Annotated in this window: 18 protein-coding genes and 3 pseudogenes; 12 read left to right on the top strand and 9 right to left on the bottom strand. The window is 72.0% G+C overall.

Annotation, left to right across the window (positions count from 1 at the left end; translation table 11 throughout):
- Window positions 1-49: 49 nt before the first annotated feature.
- Window positions 50-2,104, bottom strand: a complete 2,055-nt coding sequence (locus M878_RS95325; protein ID WP_037730246.1) for an FUSC family protein — start codon at window positions 2,102-2,104, stop codon at window positions 50-52.
- 214 nt (window positions 2,105-2,318) lie between these two features.
- Here M878_RS95325 and M878_RS86365 point away from each other — a divergent pair, with 214 nt between their 5' ends.
- From M878_RS86365 to M878_RS86355, 4 genes and pseudogenes are all read left to right on the top strand, one after another.
- Window positions 2,319-2,948, top strand: coding sequence for a DUF5134 domain-containing protein (locus M878_RS86365; RefSeq protein ID WP_023552770.1), 630 nt, complete (start codon window positions 2,319-2,321; stop codon window positions 2,946-2,948).
- A gap of 460 nt (window positions 2,949-3,408) precedes the next feature.
- Window positions 3,409-3,555 carry a hypothetical protein gene (locus tag M878_RS000000101995; RefSeq protein WP_023552768.1) on the top strand — a complete coding sequence of 49 codons (147 nt, stop codon included), beginning with the start codon at window positions 3,409-3,411 and terminating at the stop codon, window positions 3,553-3,555.
- A gap of 12 nt (window positions 3,556-3,567) precedes the next feature.
- Window positions 3,568-4,001, top strand: a pseudogene (locus M878_RS86360) (phosphatase PAP2 family protein).
- A 10-nt stretch (window positions 4,002-4,011) separates the two neighbouring features.
- Window positions 4,012-4,701, top strand: a complete 690-nt coding sequence (locus M878_RS86355) for an HAD family hydrolase (RefSeq protein WP_031226880.1) — start codon at window positions 4,012-4,014, stop codon at window positions 4,699-4,701.
- A 79-nt stretch (window positions 4,702-4,780) separates the two neighbouring features.
- Here the strand turns inward: M878_RS86355 and M878_RS86350 are convergent, their stop codons facing one another.
- Entirely contained in the window at window positions 4,781-5,035 is a 255-nt protein-coding gene (locus M878_RS86350; protein ID WP_023552765.1) for a DUF2630 family protein, read from the bottom strand.
- Between the two features lie 232 nt (window positions 5,036-5,267).
- Between M878_RS86350 and M878_RS86345 the strand changes: the two genes are divergently transcribed.
- A complete protein-coding gene (locus tag M878_RS86345; protein ID WP_158692832.1) occupies window positions 5,268-5,504 on the top strand; it encodes a hypothetical protein in 237 nt (78 codons plus the stop codon).
- A 203-nt stretch (window positions 5,505-5,707) separates the two neighbouring features.
- A complete protein-coding gene (locus M878_RS86340) occupies window positions 5,708-5,905 on the top strand; it encodes a hypothetical protein (RefSeq protein WP_023552763.1) in 198 nt (65 codons plus the stop codon).
- A gap of 137 nt (window positions 5,906-6,042) precedes the next feature.
- Here the strand turns inward: M878_RS86340 and M878_RS97905 are convergent, their stop codons facing one another.
- From M878_RS97905 to M878_RS86325, 3 genes are all read right to left on the bottom strand, one after another.
- A complete protein-coding gene (locus M878_RS97905) occupies window positions 6,043-6,249 on the bottom strand; it encodes a hypothetical protein (protein ID WP_209445586.1) in 207 nt (68 codons plus the stop codon).
- Window positions 6,250-6,484: 235 nt separating this feature from the next.
- Complete coding sequence (locus tag M878_RS86330) at window positions 6,485-6,685, bottom strand: hypothetical protein (protein WP_023552761.1); 201 nt, start codon at window positions 6,683-6,685, stop codon at window positions 6,485-6,487.
- Complete coding sequence (locus M878_RS86325; protein WP_023552760.1) at window positions 6,678-7,055, bottom strand: hypothetical protein; 378 nt, start codon at window positions 7,053-7,055, stop codon at window positions 6,678-6,680. The genes M878_RS86330 and M878_RS86325 overlap by 8 nt, the downstream gene beginning before the upstream one ends.
- Between M878_RS86325 and M878_RS86320 the strand changes: the two genes are divergently transcribed.
- Together M878_RS86320 and M878_RS86315 are read left to right on the top strand one after the other, a co-directional pair.
- A complete protein-coding gene (locus M878_RS86320; protein ID WP_023552759.1) occupies window positions 7,048-7,560 on the top strand; it encodes a hypothetical protein in 513 nt (170 codons plus the stop codon). The two genes, M878_RS86325 and M878_RS86320, sit on opposite strands and share 8 nt — an antisense overlap.
- Before the next feature lie 189 nt (window positions 7,561-7,749).
- Complete coding sequence (locus M878_RS86315) at window positions 7,750-8,418, top strand: TetR/AcrR family transcriptional regulator (protein WP_023552758.1); 669 nt, start codon at window positions 7,750-7,752, stop codon at window positions 8,416-8,418.
- Between the two features lie 24 nt (window positions 8,419-8,442).
- Here the strand turns inward: M878_RS86315 and M878_RS000000100535 are convergent, their stop codons facing one another.
- Window positions 8,443-9,351, bottom strand: coding sequence for a DUF6214 family protein (locus M878_RS000000100535; protein ID WP_245238290.1), 909 nt, complete (start codon window positions 9,349-9,351; stop codon window positions 8,443-8,445).
- 64 nt (window positions 9,352-9,415) lie between these two features.
- Here M878_RS000000100535 and M878_RS86305 point away from each other — a divergent pair.
- Window positions 9,416-10,785: pseudogene (locus M878_RS86305) on the top strand (FAD-dependent oxidoreductase).
- 141 nt (window positions 10,786-10,926) lie between these two features.
- Window positions 10,927-12,270: a nucleobase:cation symporter-2 family protein gene (locus M878_RS86300; RefSeq protein ID WP_023552754.1), complete on the top strand. Its 1,344-nt coding sequence runs from the start codon at window positions 10,927-10,929 to the stop codon at window positions 12,268-12,270.
- A 31-nt stretch (window positions 12,271-12,301) separates the two neighbouring features.
- Here M878_RS86300 and M878_RS86295 read toward each other — a convergent pair.
- Window positions 12,302-13,218 (bottom strand): annotated as a pseudogene (locus M878_RS86295) (helix-turn-helix domain-containing protein).
- A gap of 155 nt (window positions 13,219-13,373) precedes the next feature.
- Here M878_RS86295 and M878_RS49800 point away from each other — a divergent pair.
- Window positions 13,374-13,823 (top strand): hypothetical protein, encoded by a 450-nt coding sequence (locus tag M878_RS49800; RefSeq protein ID WP_031226876.1) that lies wholly within the window; start codon window positions 13,374-13,376, stop codon window positions 13,821-13,823.
- 165 nt (window positions 13,824-13,988) lie between these two features.
- Here M878_RS49800 and M878_RS86290 read toward each other — a convergent pair whose 3' ends face one another.
- A complete protein-coding gene (locus M878_RS86290) occupies window positions 13,989-14,345 on the bottom strand; it encodes an ArsR/SmtB family transcription factor (RefSeq protein ID WP_023552751.1) in 357 nt (118 codons plus the stop codon).
- Between the two features lie 132 nt (window positions 14,346-14,477).
- On the opposite strand from M878_RS86290, the gene M878_RS86285 reads away from it, so the two are divergent.
- Window positions 14,478-15,557: an NADH:flavin oxidoreductase/NADH oxidase gene (locus M878_RS86285; RefSeq protein WP_031226875.1), complete on the top strand. Its 1,080-nt coding sequence runs from the start codon at window positions 14,478-14,480 to the stop codon at window positions 15,555-15,557.
- A 117-nt stretch (window positions 15,558-15,674) separates the two neighbouring features.
- On the opposite strand, the gene M878_RS86280 is transcribed toward M878_RS86285, so the two are convergent.
- A partial coding sequence (locus tag M878_RS86280) for a cation-translocating P-type ATPase (RefSeq protein ID WP_023552749.1) occupies window positions 15,675-18,141 on the bottom strand: 2,467 nt, incomplete at its 5' end.

Raw genomic sequence — 18,141 nt, 5'->3', positions numbered from 1 at the left:
GCCTCGCCGGCCGCGTCGTCCACCGGCGCCCGTCCTCCGTTCGTCGCCCTCATGGCCGTATGCCCTCCGTCGTCCTGCCCTGGTCGTGGCCCTGGTCGTGGCCCTGGTCGTGGCCCTGGTCGTGGCCCTGGTCGTGGCCCTGGTCGTGGCCCTGGTCGTGGCCCTGGTCGTGGCCCTGGTCGTGGCCCTGGTCCTCGTCCTGCTCCCGCGGTACGAGGCCCTGGCGTCGTACCGTCGCCGCGAGCGTACGGTGTCCGGTCTGTTCGGCGAGGACGACCCGCTCCTCGGGCAGGGCGCGTTGCCACCACTCGCCGGACGCGGCGTCGGCCGTGGCGCGCAGGTCGGCGAGGGCGGCGGCGAGGGAACGGCGGGCGGACTCCAGGGCGCGGGGTGCGGGGTGCGGCTCGGCCAGCAGCCGGACGGCGTTCGCACGGGCGCACTCCGCGATGGTCAGGGCGTGTTCGAGGCGGTCGCCCGCACGCCGGTTGGTGACCCCGACGGCGGCGACGAAGCCGACCAGAGCGCCGACGAGTGTGTCCGCGACCCGCTCGGTGATCAGCTCGGACGGGTTCTGGGCGCGGGCGAACTCGGTGACGAGCAGGGCCATCGGGGTCACGCAGACGCTGCCGAGCCAGTAGTTGCGGCCGATCAGTGCCTCGGCGCCGAAGTTGAGGGCGAGGCAGCACAGCACCAGGGCGGCCGGGTGGAGATGGGCCAGCGGGGTGAGGGCGGCGAAGGCGAGCACGCCGACGACGTTGCCGACGACGCGCTGGATGCCGCGGCTCCAGGTGAGCATGACGTTGGCCTGGTAGAGGGAGGCCGCGGTGACCAGCGCCCAGTAGGGGCGGCCGACGCCGAGCGCGAGGGAGGCGTAGCCGGCGAGGGCGCAGCCGATGGCGGTGCGCGTGGCGAGCGGGGCGAGGGGGGCCAGGCGGTGCCGCAACGGCCGGCGCGGGCAGGCGAGTTCGGTGGCGGCGCCGAGGATTTCGCCGGCGGACTCGCGCGGGGACTCGACGCGCGGTATCCGCCCGGTGCCGCGCAGCGCGCGGGCCCAGGCACGCAGCCGTGCGGGGTCGGATTCGGCGGGGGCGGCGAGGGCGACCTCGGCCCGCACGAGGAGCCCTTCGAGGGCGCGCCGAGTGCGGTCGGGGCGGGCGCCAGGGGGTGTCTCCCGGATCAGGTCGGCCGAGAGGAACGGAGCTTCTTGGCCGAGCCGAGCGGGGCCTGGTGCGTGCGGCTGCGAGGCGGAGGAGGGAGTCGACGATGGGGGTGCCCCCGCGATGGGAGCCCCTCCAGCTAGAGCGAAGTCGAGAGTGGGGGAGGAGACGCGCGTGAGGCGGCGTCGGCGACCGACGGCAACGCGGCTGGGGGTGCCCCCTCTGGGGGACTGCGTGCCGGACCCCGCGACGCCGGCATGATCCAGGAGACACCCCCTGGCGGCGAGCAGGGACTGCCAGGCGGCGTGGATCGCGGCGGCGCTCGCGCCACAGGCCCGGGCGTGACCGTCGGCGGTGCCTCGGGTGTCGGCGTACGCGGCGGCGGCGTTCAGGGCCTGGGCGGTGGCGCGGCGCTCGGGACCGTGCGGGCGGAGCAGTCCGGGCGCCATGCCGACCAGCCAGGCCCAGGCACCGGCCCCGAGGGCCAGCCCGATGTGTCCGGGCACCTGACCGAGGGTCTGCGGCGCGAACAGCGAGGCGGAGCTGATGAAGGTCAGGACCACGCTCCCGGGCGGTCCGAGCCGGGTGGCGTCGGACAGGGTCTTCTGAACGGCCGCCATGACGGCGCCGACGGTGACGAGGACGACGGCGTCGGTCGTGAGCGACGCGGCGAGCAGAGAGACGGCGAGGCCGCCGACCATCCCGAGCACCACCCAGGCCAGCACGCGGGCGCGGGCGGCGTAGGGCCGGTTGTGGCCGTAGAGCGCGCACAGCGACCCGGCCATCGTGTACATGGCGAGGTCGAGGCGGCCGAGGGCCAGCAGGGTCAGGTTGGGCGGGGCAACCGCGGCGACCACGCTCAGCGCGGGCTTGAACCAGATGTCGGAGGGCGGCCCGAGGCGGAGCACTCCGGCGAGGGGAAGTCGGTGGCGGGTCGCACTGCTCATACCATCAATTTAGCATGTGTTTTACTAGTAAAACTTATGGGCGGACACGCTGCCGCACTCACTGCCCCCGCTCGCGGCCTCGCTCGCCACTGAGAGCGCACTCACCCGCTGCGCTCCGCCGAGTGCTCCCCGTGTACACCCTTGCGCTCGCGTGCGCTCCGCCCGGCGTGGGCATCGGATCCCTCGACCGACCGTCGAGCGGGGAGGTGCGCGCGTGCACGGACCGTTGTCGGCAGCGTGGCTGCTGGTCGCGCTCTGCGCGGCGACCGGCGCCTACTGCCTGCTGCGGATGCGCAGCGGCGTCGAGGAGCAGCGCCGGTCCGCGGGCGGCGAGGCGCTGATGGGCTTCGGCATGGCCGTGATGGCCGTACCGGCGGCGGTGTTCACACCACCGCGGTGGGCGTGGCCGGTGTACGCGGCCGTGTTCGGCGCGGCGGCGCTGCACGCGCTGTGGGCCGCGCGCGCCGCCCCGCGTCATCTGCACCACCTGGTGGGCGCGTGCGCGATGGTCTACATGGCGGCGGCGATGGCCGTGGCCCCGCCCGGCCCGCACCACGCGCACGACGGCACCGGGGTGCCGTTGCTGACCGGCTCGCTGCTGGTGTACTTCGCGGGTTACGTGCTGCTCGCCGGCGCCCGCCTGGTGCCGGCCGCGGTCGCGACGCAAGGGAGCGGATCCGGAGCCGTGACCGGGGTGGGGGCCGGGACTGGGCCGGGAACCGTGACTGGGGCGGGAGGCATGGCCCGAGCCAGGGCCGCCGGCTGGGGCGACCGGCCGGAGCTGGCACGGGCCTGCCGACTGTCCATGGGGATCGGCATGGTGGCGATGCTGATGACCATGTGAGCGGGCCTTGGAGGCATGGCCGCGATGTCACTCACCAGCCGGGCGGACCACGGGAGATGGCCGGGGCACCGCTCCCCCGGTGAGCGGGCCATGGACCCGTTGTGTGCGTCACTCCGCGCCGGCTGCGGCTGACGGAGATGGCGGCGCTGGTGCCGGTGCTTCCGGTGCTGGTGGCTCTGGTCCCCGGGGCGCGGGCGCTCGGCTGAGGCTGAGGCTGAGGCTGACGGCACGGTGTGCCTCGCGGCCGTTCGGATGGTGGCCAGGCGCCGCCCGGCCGACGCACCGAGCGGCGTCCTCGCCGGTACCGGCCGTATGGTGGCCACCCAGCGCCCCGTCGACAAAGATCGCGGCATGCACCTCAGCCCCGGCCCGCCTCGGCATCCGCCCCGGACGGTTCGCACCGCGGCCCTCATCGCCGCCGCCCTCGGCGGCGTGCCGCGCGCTGCTGTCGGTCCTCATCGTGATCGACTGGCAGCCGCTGCTCGGTGTGGACGGCGCCCTCTCCCGGACGACCCACCGCTGGGCCGTCCACGACCGCGCTCTCACGCAGGTCTTCCGGGTGCTGACGGACTGGGCGTGGGACCCGCTGACCATGCGCCTGGTGTGAGCGGCCGTCGCGGTGTGGCCGGTGTGGCGGCACGGCGCCTGGTGGACGGCGCTGTGGCTGGTGGTCACCGTGGCCCTGGCGGCGCTCGCGCAGCAGACGGTGAAGGGCGCCGTCGGCCGGCCCCGCGCGTGGCCGGACCCGATCGATTCCGCACGCTACGCGGCCTTCCCGTCCGGCCACGCCATGACGGCCACCGCGCTGTGCGGGCTGCCGCTGTGGCTGGCGCACCGCTTCGGCGCGGGCCGCGCTGGTGGCGTACGGCCGTTGCAGCGGCCGTGGTCTCGGTGGTGGGTATGGGTGTGACCGGGGTGTGGCCGGGCGTCCACTGGCCCTCGGACGTGCTCGGCGGCTGGCTGTTCGGGGCGTTAGTGACGGCGCTGGCTGTCGCGGTCCACGAGTGGCCGCGGACGGGGCGGCCCGACAACGCCGGTGTACCACCCCGATAGGGTCGGACGCATGACTGCCGTGCTGTTCGACTTCTCCGGGACGCTGTTCCGCGTCGAGTCCACCGAGTCCTGGCTGCGTGCGGTCCTGGACGAGACAGGGCACACCCTGCCCGAGCCTGAACTGCGGGCAACCGCAAGGTCCTTGGAAGCCGTCGGCGCCCTCCCCGGCGGCGCGTCACCGGTGCAGTTGCCCGCGCACCTGGCCGGGGTCTGGGCAGTACGGGACGAGAGCGCGGAGCTGCACCGGGCCGCCTACACGGGCCTGTCCCGGCAGGTAGCGCTGCCCGATCCCGCTCTGTACGACTCGCTGTACGAGCGGCACATGACCCCCGCCGCCTGGTCCCCGTACCCGGACGCCGCCGAGGTGCTGCGCGTCCTGCGCGAGCGCGGAATCGGCGTGGGCGTGGTCAGCAACATCGGCTGGGATCTGCGCCCCGTGTTCCGCGAGCACGGGCTCGACCGGTATGTGGACGCGTATGTGCTGTCGTACGAGCATGGCGTGCAGAAGCCGGACCCGCGGCTGTTCTCGGTCGCCTGCGCGGCGCTGGGCGCCGACCCGCGGCAGGTGGTGATGGTGGGCGACAGCAAGGAGGCGGACGGTGGCGCGGCCGCGCTCGGCTGCCGCGTGCACTACGTCGACCACCTGCCGGTGACGGACCGGCCCGACGCACTGCTGCCGGTACTGCACCTGGTGGGCTAGGACAGACCCCGGGGCCCGCCTGTCGGGCGGTGCCGCGCGCCCCGTCCCCAGGACTGGAAAGCCACCGGTCGCGGAGCCGTCAGCCCTGGTAGCCCTCTACCTGGGTGGCGGAGCGCGCCTGTGCCTCGTCCGGGTTCCCGCCGAACTCGGTCTTGGCGCGGCGCTGCCGCAACAGGTCCCAGCACCGGGCGAGTTCACGCTCCAGTTCGCCCAGTCGCTGCTGCTCGGTGGAACTGTCGATCCGCCCCGAGGCCAGCGCCTCGCGGAGCCGCCGCTCGTCCTCGACCATCTCCGTGATCCGGCTCAGGATCCGCTGGTCCTGGTCCTGGTCCATGACCGCCCGCCTCCTTGCCTCGGCGCCGGTGCCCACTCTAGGGAGACGGCGACCGGTGTGCGACACCAGCGGGACGCCTGGCGGGATGCATGACGGGGCGCATGGGCCCAGGCAGCCGGCTCGGGCACTGGGCACGGCCGAGCACGGCACCGCATGTACGGCGAGGGCCCCGCGGAAAGAGGCCCGCCCACGCGTAAAAACACTCGGCGACGGCCGCATAGGATCGACGGACGTGGCACACACTTTCGAAGATCTTGTGCCCCTGGAGCGCGCCGCCGAAGAGGCCCGCACCCGACTCGCCAGCTCCGACGCCGATCCCGCTGCCGCCCGGCAGGCCTGGATCGAGGCCGCCGCCTTCCAGCGGGCCGCCGTCACCGAGCACGCCGAAGCCGAAGGGGCCGTGCGGTACGAGGTGGAGATGGCCGCGAAGAAGGCGGTCCGGCACGCTTCGTGGGATCCGGCCGAGTAGCCGGACGCTCGGGCACCTTGCCGACCTGCGTGGGCTCCTGCACCGCGTAGGGCACGACTGCGGCCAGCCCGTGGACCTGGTGGCCGTCGTCACCCATTCGGTCTACTGCGGTCGCTGTCGCACTTGGGTTCGGGTTCGCTGGTCACGGGCCCCGGCTCGTGACCTGGGGCCTCTCAGCATCTTCGAGCGAAGGAGACACGGCCATGCCCAAAGGCAAGATTCAGGAGTGGGATCAGGCTGAGGGAAAGATCGAGGACGATCAGGGTGGTCCTGCGCTGGACTTCTCCGTGGGCGACCTTCTGAATCCCGAAGATGCCCCGAATTTGCATCAGGGGGACACCGTCAAGTTCCTCTTCGACAACGAACAAGTAGGACACGTGCTCGCGGTCGAAAGAGCCTGAGTCTGCGAAAGCAGCGCACGGCAGGCACCACCCGGAGGTGAGCGGGTGGTGCCTGCGTGGTCTTCTGGACCACGCAGGCAGAGGATCTCGACCTGGCGATTGCCCGGGGCGGCACAGGAGTGAAGGCCAAGCCCGGGTCAGGAATGGGCACAGGACGAGGGCGACAGGATGGCGGCTGCGACGCCGAGGACGCTGATGCCGCACGGGAGGATCGTGTTGACCGTGTGGTCAATGAGGCCGGTGTTATTCGTGCCGCCGCTCGGGTTGGGGTCAGCGTGGACTGCTGTCGCGCCGAAGAGGGTCAGGGTGCTCGCCAGGGCGGTGGTCACGGCTATGGAACGCATGCGCATGGAGTACCTCGGTGTTTCGCTCTGTATCGCTTGCCGGGGACACGTCCATCACACCGGCGGCAACGCCCTGATCGCATGCGCGGCTGGTCCAGTCGCGGCGGCTTTTCCCTCTTTCCGGTGATCGTGGCGCGCCGAGCACTATTGCCGCTGTCGCTACCTGGAGAGGTGGCGCTCGGGGAGGGCGGTGGGCCATGTTCGCTTCCTCGGCCCCGGCCCGGATGGCAGACGGCTACGACTCCTCGGGCCAGCTGGCCAGCGCCTCCCCCTCCTCTCTGTCTACGAGGACGATATGCGCGCCGCCCAGGCTGCCGTACTCGCCGACCCAGCTGCGGAATTTGCGGTCCGCGGTGGCCCTGTCATCCCACCAGCCGTGCATGAGTGGCCGGCCGTCGACGGTCAGGATCAGGTGGAAGCGTTCCGGCTCATCCATGAGGTGGAAGCGATCCGGCTCGTCCATGGCTGTCGCCCCGGGAATCGTCGTCGTTGAGGATCGCCAGTCGGGCGCCCACTGCTTCGGCGGCGGCGCGCAGGCCGGCGACGATTCCTTCCATTGTCATCGGCATGCCCGGCGATGGCTGGTGCACGTTCATGCCGTGGTCCCAGCACAGGTCGAGCCAGCGCGGGCCCTCCTCCGTGTCGAGGACGCGGGCGGTCACGCCAAGACAACCGCATGCGGCGCACGGCCAGAACTCGGGCGTGATGATGCGGTCGATGATCACGTGCATCGGCAGGGATGCTGGTGCGAGCGGGAGGCTGAGCGCGTCGACCTGCTGTTCTTGCATCAGCTGGGCGATGGTCATGCGTCGGCGCGTCGCCTCCCACAAGTCCGAGTCGGTGTTCCCGGCGCCTAAGGGCAGCAAGCTGAACACCACCTCCTTCTACGAGGAGGTGTGGCGGCTGTGGGTCGACAGTCACGAGGCGGTGCCGGACCGCCTGGGCCGGCCGTCACGGCTGCCGGGCATGAAGGCCGTGGCCGGCATCGAGGGCCTCGTGCCGCACGGGCTCCGCCACAGCATGAAGGTGTGGCTGGACGAGCTGAAGCATCCGAGGGTTGCGGTCGAGGAGCGTATACGGCACGTTATTCCTGGAGTTGAGGGCACCTACTCCCACACGACGCCGGCGATGGAGTTGGGCATCTCGGCGGATCTGCAGAGGCTGTGGGAGGGCTCGGTGGCGGTGAAGGATCACCACCGGGAGTGGGAGGAAGCCCGTCCCGGTCTCCCAGAGAAGCGCCGGGAGAAGTCGATCTCCCAGGAATCTCCCAACCTTGAAAACCAAGATCAGGAAGACACAGAGGCGGCGTAGGTGGAAACGGCGTCTGATCTGTATACGAGGTGGGGTGGGGAAGTCGGTTCGCTCGCTCCGGCGCCGTCCGCCTGAGACGATCCCCCGCGTCGCCCCAGACGGACGGCAGCCCTTGACAGGCCCGCGCATGGCGGTGCCCGCTGCGTTGAGTATAGTTGGCTGGCAGCCAGTCAACGCAGGAGTTTCAGGATGTCCCCGCGCAGCGCCTCGGTCAATGAAGAGTTGCGGCGACGTTCCCGGGAGCGGCTGCTGCAGGCCGCGGTGGAACTGGTCGACGAGCGCGGCTTCGAGGCCACGACACTGGGCGACATCGCCGACCGGGCCGGTTCGGCGCGCGGACTGGTGTCGTACTACTTCCCCGGCAAGCGCCAGCTGGTGCAGTCCGCCGTACACCGGCTGATGAACCGCACGCTGGAGGAGGCGCTGGAGCGGGAGCCGCACACGGAGGACGGCCGGGAGCGGCTGGCCCGGGCCATCGACGCGATCCTGGGCCTGGCCCGCGACCGCCCGGTGCTCATGCGGCAGCACATGGCGGGGCTGTTGCAGGCGGAGGGCTTCGTGCAGTGCCCGGAGCAGCGCCGCCTGTCGGAGCTGCTCGGCGACACCGTCGCCAAGTACGGCTCCGAGGATGTCACCGCCGACTACCCGATGCTGCGGGCCCTGCTGATGGGCGCGGTGTACGCAGCGCTGATCCCGGGGGTGCCGATGCCCGTCCCGGTGCTGCGGGCCGAACTGTTCCAGCGGTACGGACTCGACTGGGAGGCGGGGGTGCCGCCGGAGAGCGAGACGGGCGAGGAGGCGCGGAAGTGCGACCTGTCCCGGTTCTTCGCCACGGAGGAGCGCCCGAGCGGCCCCTGAGGGCCGGTCGAGCCCCAACTCACGTCAGCTGCGGCGTGCATGACGGGGCGTCAGGAAACCGGCGTCCCGTGCCTGGGCGATCATCCTGAGGGAGCGGCGGCGGCTGCGTCCGGTCGCGGTCATCACGGCGAGCACCGGGTCGACGCCTCCCCGCTGTGCGGCACGGTACTCCCGCGCGACGAGCCGACGGCCCTCGATGCCACTCGGCCAGCCCGCCCGGGCACGCCGCGGGCCCATGCCGAGCGCGATCTCCGCTGCGCCGCGGGCTTCCGCTTCGTGCCGTCCTTCCGGACGCTCGCCGCCGTACGGCCTCTCCGGCCGCTCAGTGTCGTACGGCCTCTCCGGCCGCTCGCCGTCGTTCCGCTCCTCCGGCTCCTCCGGCTGCTCACCTTCGCGCCGCGCTGCCAAGTCGCAGGCCTCCGGCGCGTATCGCTGCCCCGGCGGCTCGCATGCGGGCCGCTCCTCCAGGCACTCGCCTTCGGGCCGCTCCTCCCACCCCGGCCCCTCAGATCGCTCACCCTCGTGCCGCTCTTCGGGGCGCTCGCCGCCGTCGTCCGCGTACGGCCGCTCCCCGGCCACCCCGCAGGATGCGAACAGCGGGCCCTCGATCCAGTTCGCCAGCGCTGTGAGGTCGGCGAGGGACAGGGCCGGCTGCGCGGTGACGTCCTCGATGGACACGCATCCGTTCTGCAGGACGGCCAGGGCGTCGACCCGGGCGCCGTCGGGGAAGGCCAGTCGGACCTGGAACCAGGAGGTGGTGCCGCAGTGCTCCCGCACCTTCCACGCGGGCCACACCGACACCGCGCCGTCCTCCGCGTTCCGATCGGAAAGATTAAGCAAGGATGCTTCTAGCACACACGCAAAGTAACCGCATGATCGCACTCCATACGAACGGACACGCGTCGGGGTCACCCCGCCGGACCCTGCCGCCATGGGCCAGGGGATGCAATGCTGGAGCGGTCCGCACACCACCCTCCTTCGGGCAAGGAGCACCGCTGTGCTGCGTGTCGCCGTCGTCGGTTCGGGACCGAGCGGGTGTTACACCGCCCAGAGCCTGGTCCAGGGGGATCCCGACGTGTGCGTGGACGTCCTGGACCGGCTGCCGTGCCCGTACGGCCTGGTCCGGTACGGCGTCGCCCCGGACCACGAGAAGATCAAGTCCCTGCAGGGCAGCCTGAGGACGGTGCTGGAGCACGAGCGGGTGCGGTTCCTCGGTGGCGTCCGGGTGGGCTGCCCCGGCGGGCTGCCGGTGGAGCGGCTGCGGGAGCTGTATCACGCGGTGGTGTACTGCGTGGGCGCCGCCACCGACCGACGGCTGGGAATACCGGGCGAGGAGTTGCCGGGCAGCTGGTCCGCGACCGACTTCGTGGCCTGGTACAGCGCGCATCCGGACGCGGCCGACGCGGGTTTCCTGCGCGGGGTGCGGTCGGCCGTCGTCATCGGCGTGGGCAATGTGGCGGTGGACGTCACGCGGATGCTGGTCCGGGGTGCCGCGGAGCTGCGCCCGACGGACATCCCGCAGGCCGCGCTGGACACGCTGGTGGCGAGCGGGATCAGCGAGGTGCACATGGTGGGCCGGCGCGGCCCCTCGCAGGCCCGCTTCACCACCAAGGAGCTGCGCGAGCTGGGCGGGCTGCCCGGCACCGAAGTCACCGTCGATCCGGCCGACTTGGCACTGGATCCGGCCGACCCCGCCACGCTGCCCGCCGTGCAGCGCCGCAATCTGGAGGTGCTGCGCGGCTGGGCCGCCCGGCCGCCGGCCGGCGCCGCGCGGCGGATCGGGCTGCGGTTCTACCTGCGCCCCGTGGAGTTCCTCGCGGGCGGGTGCACCTCCCGCTCGAGCGAAGCCGGGAGTGCGGAAGGCCGGGTGGGCGCCGTGCGCTTCGAGCGGACGGCGCCGGACGGGCACGGCGGGGTGACGGGCACGGGCCGGTTCGAGGAGGTGCCCGCCCAGGTGGTGCTGCGCTCGGTGGGCTATCGCGGAGTGCCGCTGGACGGGCTGCCGTTCGACACGGTGAGCGGTACGGTGCCGAACGCGGCGGGGCGTATCGTGCGCGACGGCGTCCCTCCCCCGGCGAGTACGTCGCCGGGTGGATCAAGCGCGGCCCGACGGGTGTCATCGGCACCAACCGGCCCTGCGCCAAGGAGACGGTGGCCTCCCTGCTCGCGGACGCTCCCGCGCTGCTCACCCGGCAGGTGCCGGAGGACCCGCTGACGGCGCTGCGGGCGGCCGGGATCGAACCGGTGCCGTGGTCGGGGTGGCTGGCGATCGAGCGGGCCGAGGCCGCACTGGGGGCTCGGCTCGGCCGAAGCGTGGTCAAGCTGGCCGACTGGGACGCACTGCTCACGGCGGCCCGGTCGGCGTAGGCCTGGTGGCCAGGGATTTCCCAGCAGTCCGGTGGGCATGACACACAGCGGCAACAGACCGGAAATCAACAAACTGTTCAAGAAGCTTACGGTCTCGTGCTGTTCGGATGTCCCTTCCCGCCCGGCACTGTTGGAGTCCCCATGGCCACCACCGCAGACGTCCATCCCGTCGACGAGATGCCGCCGGTGCGGCAGTTGGCCGCCCTCGGGCTGCAGCATGTGCTCGCGATGTACGCGGGCGCGGTCGCCGTGCCGCTGATCGTGGGCAGCGCGATGAAGCTGTCGCCCGCCGACCTGGCGTATCTGATCACGGCCGATCTGCTGGTGTGCGGTATCGCGACGCTGATCCAGTGCGTCGGCTTCTGGCGGTTCGGCGTCCGGCTGCCGATCATGCAGGGCTGTACGTTCGCGGCCGTGTCGCCGATGGTGCTCATCGGGACGACCGGCGGCGGACTGCCCGCGATCTACGGCTCGGTGATCGTCGCGGGTCTTGCGATCATGCTGCTGGCGCCGGTCTTCGGCAGGCTGCTGCGGTTCTTCCCGCCGCTGGTGACCGGCACGGTGATCCTGATCATCGGGGTCTCGCTGCTGCCGGTCGCGGGCGACTGGGCGGCGGGCGGTGCCGGTGCGAAGGACTTCGGGGAGCCGAAGAATCTGGCGCTGGCCGCCTTCGTGCTGCTGGTCGTGCTGGGCGTGCAGCGGTTCGCGCCCGCCGCCCTCGGCCGGATCGCCGTCCTCATCGGCATCGCGGTGGGCCTGGCGATCGCGGTGCCGTTCGGGTTCACGGACTTCGGTGGCGTCGCCGACGCCGACTGGATGGGCATCAGCACGCCGTTCCACTTCGGGACGCCGGACTTCAAGGCGTCCGCGATCGTGTCCATGCTGGTGGTGGCGCTGGTCACGATGACGGAGACGACCGGTGACCTGATCGCGGTCGGCGAGCTGACCGGCCGGAAGGTCGAGCCGCGCTCGCTCGCCGACGGGCTGCGCGCGGACGGTCTGTCGACGGTGCTGGGCGGTGTGTTCAACACCTTCCCGTACACGGCGTACGCGCAGAACGTGGGCCTGGTCGGCATGACCCGGGTGCGCAGCCGCTGGGTGGTCGCGGCGGCCGGCGGGATCCTGGTGCTGCTCGGGCTGCTGCCCAAGCTGGGCGCGGTGGTCGCGGCGATCCCGGCGCCGGTGCTGGGCGGGGCCGGGCTGGTCATGTTCGGCACGGTCGCGGCGAGCGGCCTGCGGACACTGGCCCGGGTCGACTTCAAGGGCAACCACAATCTGACCGTGGTGGCCGTCTCGGTGGCGATCGGCATGCTGCCGGTGGGCGTGCCGACGGTCTACGCGAAGTTCCCGGACTGGTTCCAGACGGTGATGAACAGCGGCATCAGCGCGGGCTGCCTTTCCGCGATCGTACTGAACCTGCTCTTCAACCACCTTCCCTCAAGGGCGGGTTCGGACCTCGCGACCGAGGTGGAAGGGGTGGTCTAGTGCTGTGACCGCGTAGGTTCGCCGGGTTGGGTCAGGCTGCGGTTTTGAGAGGGCGTCCGCCCCAGCGGATGCCTTTCTCGCTTCGGATACGGGCGCGTTCCTTGCGTTCGGCGGCCAGGACGTCTCGGTGGCGGGCGTTGGCGTTGCGCCAGTGCAGGTAGGCGTGCAGGGTCCTGGTCTGCACGGTGTGGTTGGGGTGGTTTGAGTTGGCGATGGTGAACTGCCTCAGCGGTCCGAAGTGCGCCTCGATCGGGTTTGCCCACGAGGCGTAGGTCGGGGTGAAGCACAGCTCGACCTTGTGTTTCTTCGCCCGGCGTCGGATGTCGTTGCCCTTATGGGCGGACAGGTTGTCCATGATCACGTAGATCGGTGCGCCGTCGGGCCGGGCGGCGCGGATCGATTGTTCGGCCCAGCCCGAGCCTGCGGTGGGGCGGATGCCGAGCGGGCCGAACTCGTCGAACGCGAAGACTCGGTCCGGGAAGTGGTCCAGGACGTGCTCGATGCGGTCGAGCTTGGCGTCGCGATCAGGATCAGGGGACTCCTTCCACGTCTTGGTGCGCTGGAAGGTGATGCCGTGGCGGGCGAGCAGGCACCGTGATGCTTCGCGGCCGATGCGGATGACCCGGCCGTGAACTTTCCGCAGGTAGGCGACGAGTTTGCGCAGTGACCAGCGGGTGAAGGGCTGGCCGAGCTTGACCGGCCGGGTGGTGGCCGTCTGGATGACGAAGTCCTCGTCGTCAGCGTTGAGCAGGCGGGGACTGCCTCCCGCCCATTGAGGGCTAGGCAGGCCAGGCCGATCTCATTGAACCGGTGGATGACGTCCCGGACGGTGTCCTCGTCGGCCTGAACCAGCTGCGCGATCACCAGCACCCGGTTCCCGCCGGCCGAGGCCAGCAGCATCATCGCCCGCCGGTATCGCACCGAACCGGTGCTGCCCCGTCGCACGATCTGCGGACGTCACCGTATATCCAACCGTCACGATGACGAGGGTTTCCGCCCGCCGGTTCGGCCAAGGGGGACCGGGCGCACGAAGCGACAGCAAGTGAACAGATCGTTCACAATACTTAGTTGACATCAAGTCGTGTGCATTTCATCCTCGTCTCATGCCTTCAACTCCTGATCAGCACACCGGTCCCTTCACGCCGCCGCAGCCGGAGCAGGCGCGAGCACACCGCGTCTACGCGTCTCTGTTTCGCATCGCCGAGCGACACGCGACCACTGACAAGCAACGCCACCGACAGGTTCATCCGTCGGCCATCGGGCCGCATGAGGCCGTCAGGCTTGTGTCGTTCCTGCTCAGCGGAGCCGCACAGCCCGATGACGGTGAACCGGAGGTGGACCAGGCTGATATCACCGCTGCATTGAGCCTCGTCCCACTGGTTCGCGGGGAGATGGACGAACTGGAAACCGGACTCCTCCGGATGGCACGGGGTCGCGGCATGACCTGGCAGGAGATCGCTTTCGGACTCGGGCTTGGCACTCCGCAAGCCGCCAGGCAGCGATACGAACGACTGGCCAGTCGCGCCACAGCCGACGCGGACGGCTCGGAGTAGAAGGACCTCTCCCGGATTCGCTCGCCAGTTGGAGGCCGGAGCTACGGCGTCCAAGCGCAGGCCGCCGTCCCACAGCGGGGAGCGAAGGCGAGCATGGATGAGGAGAACCTGAGCATGGGGGAGGGAGCCCAATCAACGACAACCAACCCGGCGAAGCGAGTTGCTTCAGCTGTCGTCGCCGAGGCGGGCGGACTGTCGTTTCGCGGCGGCGAGGAGGGTGTCGAGCAGGTCCGGGAAGAGACGGTCCAGGTCGGGTCGGCGCAGGGCGTTCATCTTGGCTGTGCCGCGGTAGACCTGCCGGATGACCCCGCTCTCGCGCAGCACCCGGAAGTGGTGTGTGGTGGTGGACTTGGTCACCGGCAGGTCGAAGTGGGAGCAGGACAACTCGCCCTCTGCGGCGGCCAGTTCGCGGACGATCCGCAGTCGCATCGGATCGGAGAGCGCGTGCAGCACGGTCTCCAGGCGGATCTCCTCCGGCGCCGGGTGCGGCAGTGCGCGGCCGGTGATGGCGGTGTCGGTCACGGCGGCTGCCCTTCGTCGCGGAATTCGTCGGCAGGGACCATTGTACGAGACACGTCGTAGTTTGACATACCTCGTAGTACGAGGGTTATCGTACGAGTCGACCCAGCGGTCCCGTGACGAATGGAGTCCGTCGTGAGCGCCCTCTTCGAGCCCATCACCCTGCGTGAACTGACCATCCCGAACCGGGTATGGATGCCCCCGATGTGCCAGTACTCGGCCGAGCCGGAGGGGCCGCTCGCCGGCGCCCCGAACGACTGGCACTTCGCGCACTACGGGGCGCGTGCCACGGGCGGCACCGGCCTGATCATCGTGGAGGCCACCGCGGTCTCGCCGGAGGGCCGGATCTCCCCGTACGACCTCGGCCTGTGGAACGACACGCAGGTGGAGGCCTTCCGCCGGATCACCCGCTTCCTGACCGCCCAGGGCGTGGTACCGGGGATCCAGCTGGCCCACAGCGGACGCAAGGCGTCGACCGAGCGCACCTGGAAGGGCGGCGCGCCGGTCGGTCCGGAGGCGCACGGCTGGCAGCCGGTCGCCCCGAGCGCGGTGGCCTTCGACGAACGCCACCCCGTACCGACCGAGTTGACGGTGGAGCGGATCCAGGAGGTCGTAGGGCAGTTCGCCGCCGCGGCGCGCCGGGCGCTCGCCGCCGGCTTCGAGGTCGCCGAGGTGCACGGCGCCCACGGCTACCTGATCAACGAGTTCCTCTCCCCGCACTCCAACCACCGCACCGACGCCTACGGCGGCTCGTACGAGAACCGCACCCGGTTCGCGCTCGAGGTCGTGGACGCCGTACGCGCGGTGTGGCCCGAGGACAAGCCGGTGTTCTTCCGTATCTCAGCCACCGACTGGATCCAGGACGGCGGCTGGACCGAGGAGGACACGGTCCGCTTCGCCCGCGATCTGCACGCCCACGGCGTCGACCTGCTCGACGTCTCCACCGGCGGCAACGCCTCCGGCGTGACCATTCCGACCGGGCCCGGCTACCAGGTGCCGTTCGCCGCCCGGGTGAAGGCCGAGACCCCGCTGCCCGTCGCCGCCGTAGGACTGATCACGGAGGCCGAGCAGGCCGAGAAGATCCTCACGAACGGCGAGGCCGACGCCGTCCTGCTGGGCCGCGAGCTGCTGCGCAACCCGTCCTGGGCCCGGCACACAGCCCGCGAGCTGGGCGGCGAGGTCAAGGTGCCGGACCAGTACCACCGCGCGGTCTGAGCAGAGCGGCCCCGGTCGGCCCGGTCGTCTCCTTCGGGCGACCGGGCCGACCGGGCGAGCTGGGCGCACCCGACGACTGCCGGGGCCGCCGTCTGCTCCCCTGACGGCCCCCGCCGGTCAGCCCGGCAGCAGCCGGCCGACCGTCTCCTCCAGGCGGGGCAGCACCCGCTGCCCCGCCGGCGCCAGGGCGACCGCCGCCAGGACCCCGGCCCAGGCCACCGGACCGAGCGGGGTGCACCCGACGGCGTGGCTGACGCCTGGGGTCTGCACGACCGCGACCAGCGCCACGGCGGAACCCAGACAGGTCACCTGCACCAGACGGCTCTCGCGCCGGTCCAGCAGCGTCTGCACGAGTTGGGCGCCGACCACCGCGCACAGCGCCATCGTGCTGGAGCGGCGCGCGGTGCCGGGGGTGAAGCGGCCGATGAGCCATGCCGTCACCGCGCCCAGGCAGGTGGTGAGCGCCCGGTGCCGGATCTGCCGGAGCAGGGGCGCCCCGAGGACGGCCGAGGCGTCCTCGGGGGATCCGCTGCGGCGGCGTACGGTGCCGGGCTCGTCGTCCTCGGGCGAACCGATGCGGGCACGGGCCGTGCCGGGCTCGTCGGCCTTCTCGGTCACCGCCACCGCCATCGACGGGAACAGGTCGGTGAAGAGGTTCACCATGAGCATCTGCCGGGTGGACAGCGGCGCTCGCCCGGACAGCAGCGTGCCAAGAATGCCGAAGCCGACCTCGCCCCCGTTGCCGCCGATCAGGATGGCGATGGCGTCGGCCACACTGTGCCACAGCGCCCGGCCCTCACCGACCGCGTCGATCAGGACCGTCAGGTCCTCCTCGTCGGTGAGAACGACGTCGGCGGCATTGCGCGCGGCGGCCGAACCGCGCGCGCTGATGCCGACCCCGATGTCGGCGGCGCGGATGGCCGCGGCGTCGTTGGCGCCGTCGCCCACCATGCCGACGACCCGGCCCGCGTCCCGCAGCGCCTCCACGACCTGCAGCTTCTGCTCGGGCGCCACCCGCGCCACCACGCCCGCGTCGCGCAGCATCCGGGCCCGGGCAGCCCGGTCCGCCGCCGCCAGCTCGTCCCCGGTGACCACGACGGTGTCCTCGGGCCAGCCCAGCTCGGCGGCGACGGCTCGTGCGGTCCGCGGGTGGTCGCCGGTGAGCATGACCGGTCGTACGCCCGCCTTGTGCAGCCCCTCCACCAGCGCCGTGGAGGTCTCGCGCGGTACGTCGGACAGGGCGAGCAGACCGGTGAACTCCAGCTCCCGCAGCGGCTGTTCGAGGACGTCGGCGGCCTGCCCCTGGTCCCCCTGCTCGTCCGCGCCGAGCCGCCGTTCGGCCACCGCCAGCACCCTGAGGCCGTCCCCGGCCAAGGCCTGCGCCGCCTCGGAGGCGTGCGCGGGAAGTCCGGAGCAGGCGGGCAGCACGGTCTCCGGGGCGCCCTTGACCACGAGCACGAGCGGGCCGTCCCCGCTCCGGCCGACAGCGGCGGCATAGCCGCGCGCCGCCTCGAACGGCAGGTCGGCCACCCGCGTCCAGTCCGGGTCGGGTCCGGCCGCGGCCAGCACGGCCTCGTCGGTGGCGTGCACCGGCTGCTCCGCACCGCCGTCAGGCTGCGGGCAGGCGCGGGCGGCGGCCCGTACGGTGCCGGCGGACCCCGCGTCGTCCACCCCGCGGACCGTGCCGTCCGCGTCGGAGGTGCGCACCAGCCGCAGCCGGTTCTCGGTGAGGGTGCCGGTCTTGTCGAAGCAGATGGTGTCCATGCGGCCCAGCGCCTCCAGGGTGCGCGGGGTGCGGACGAGGACACCGCCGCGGCTCAGCCGCCGGGCGGCCGCCAGCTGCGCGACCGTGGCCACCAGCGGGAGCCCCTCCGGTACGGCCGCCACGGCCACCGCCACACCCCCGCTGACCGCCTCCCGGATCGCGGTGCCGCGCAGCAGCGCGAGGCTGGTCACCGCGGCGCCGCCCACCAGGGTCAACGGCAGTGCCTCGCGGGTGAGTTCCCGCAACCGGGCCTGTACACCACCGGCCGGGGGCGTACGGGCGGCGAGATGGACAGCGCGGGCGGCCTCCGTGCGCTCACCGGTGTCGACCACCACGGCCCGGGCCTGGCCCGCCGCCACGGTCGTACCCTCGAAGACCATGCAGCGCCGGTCGGCGACCGGGGCGTGCGGGGTCGGGTCCGTCTGCTTCTCCACCGGCAGCGACTCGCCGGTCAGCGCCGACTCGTCGACCTCCAGACCGTCCTGCCACAGCAGCCGGGCGTCGGCGGGCACCACCTCGTCCGCCTTCAGCTGGATCACGTCACCCGGATGCAGCTTGCCCGCGTCCACGGTACGCGTACCGCCGGCCGGTGCCTCCTCCTTCGGTGGCACCAGGCACGCCTTCCGCTGCTGCTCCTCGACCAGTCCGGACAGCGCCTGTTCGGCGCGCAGCCGCTGGACGCCGCCGACCAGGGCGTTCAGGTCGAGGGCACCGACGACGAGCAGCGCGTCCACGACGGAGCCGAGGATCGCCGACGCCGCCGAGCCGACCGCGAGTACCGGGGTGAGCGGGTCCTGGAGTTCGCCGCGTACGGCCCGG

Source organism: Streptomyces roseochromogenus subsp. oscitans DS 12.976, from assembly GCF_000497445.1.
GTDB classification, from domain to species: domain Bacteria; phylum Actinomycetota; class Actinomycetes; order Streptomycetales; family Streptomycetaceae; genus Streptomyces; species Streptomyces oscitans.
The sequence above is the reverse complement of the archived record's forward strand: the minus strand, read 5'-3'. Positions and strand labels throughout refer to the sequence as shown.

Excerpts from the sequence above, each read along its gene's own strand:
- M878_RS86315 (WP_023552758.1), top strand. The coding sequence starts at position 7,750 with ATGTCCCCGCGCAGCGCCTCGGTCAATGAAGAGTTGCGGCGACGTTCC.
- M878_RS86355 (WP_031226880.1), top strand. The coding sequence starts at position 4,012 with ATGACTGCCGTGCTGTTCGACTTCTCCGGGACGCTGTTCCGCGTCGAG.
- M878_RS000000100535 (WP_245238290.1), bottom strand. The coding sequence starts at position 9,351 with ATGGCGGCAGGGTCCGGCGGGGTGACCCCGACGCGTGTCCGTTCGTAT.
- M878_RS97905 (WP_209445586.1), bottom strand. The coding sequence starts at position 6,249 with ATGCGTTCCATAGCCGTGACCACCGCCCTGGCGAGCACCCTGACCCTC.
- M878_RS86320 (WP_023552759.1), top strand. The coding sequence starts at position 7,048 with ATGGTCATGCGTCGGCGCGTCGCCTCCCACAAGTCCGAGTCGGTGTTC.
- M878_RS86330 (WP_023552761.1), bottom strand. The coding sequence starts at position 6,685 with ATGGATGAGCCGGAACGCTTCCACCTGATCCTGACCGTCGACGGCCGG.
- M878_RS86350 (WP_023552765.1), bottom strand. The coding sequence starts at position 5,035 with ATGGACCAGGACCAGGACCAGCGGATCCTGAGCCGGATCACGGAGATG.
- M878_RS86325 (WP_023552760.1), bottom strand. The coding sequence starts at position 7,055 with ATGACCATCGCCCAGCTGATGCAAGAACAGCAGGTCGACGCGCTCAGC.
- M878_RS95325 (WP_037730246.1), bottom strand. The coding sequence starts at position 2,104 with ATGAGCAGTGCGACCCGCCACCGACTTCCCCTCGCCGGAGTGCTCCGC.
- M878_RS86300 (WP_023552754.1), top strand. The coding sequence starts at position 10,927 with ATGGCCACCACCGCAGACGTCCATCCCGTCGACGAGATGCCGCCGGTG.
- M878_RS86340 (WP_023552763.1), top strand. The coding sequence starts at position 5,708 with ATGCCCAAAGGCAAGATTCAGGAGTGGGATCAGGCTGAGGGAAAGATC.
- M878_RS49800 (WP_031226876.1), top strand. The coding sequence starts at position 13,374 with ATGCCTTCAACTCCTGATCAGCACACCGGTCCCTTCACGCCGCCGCAG.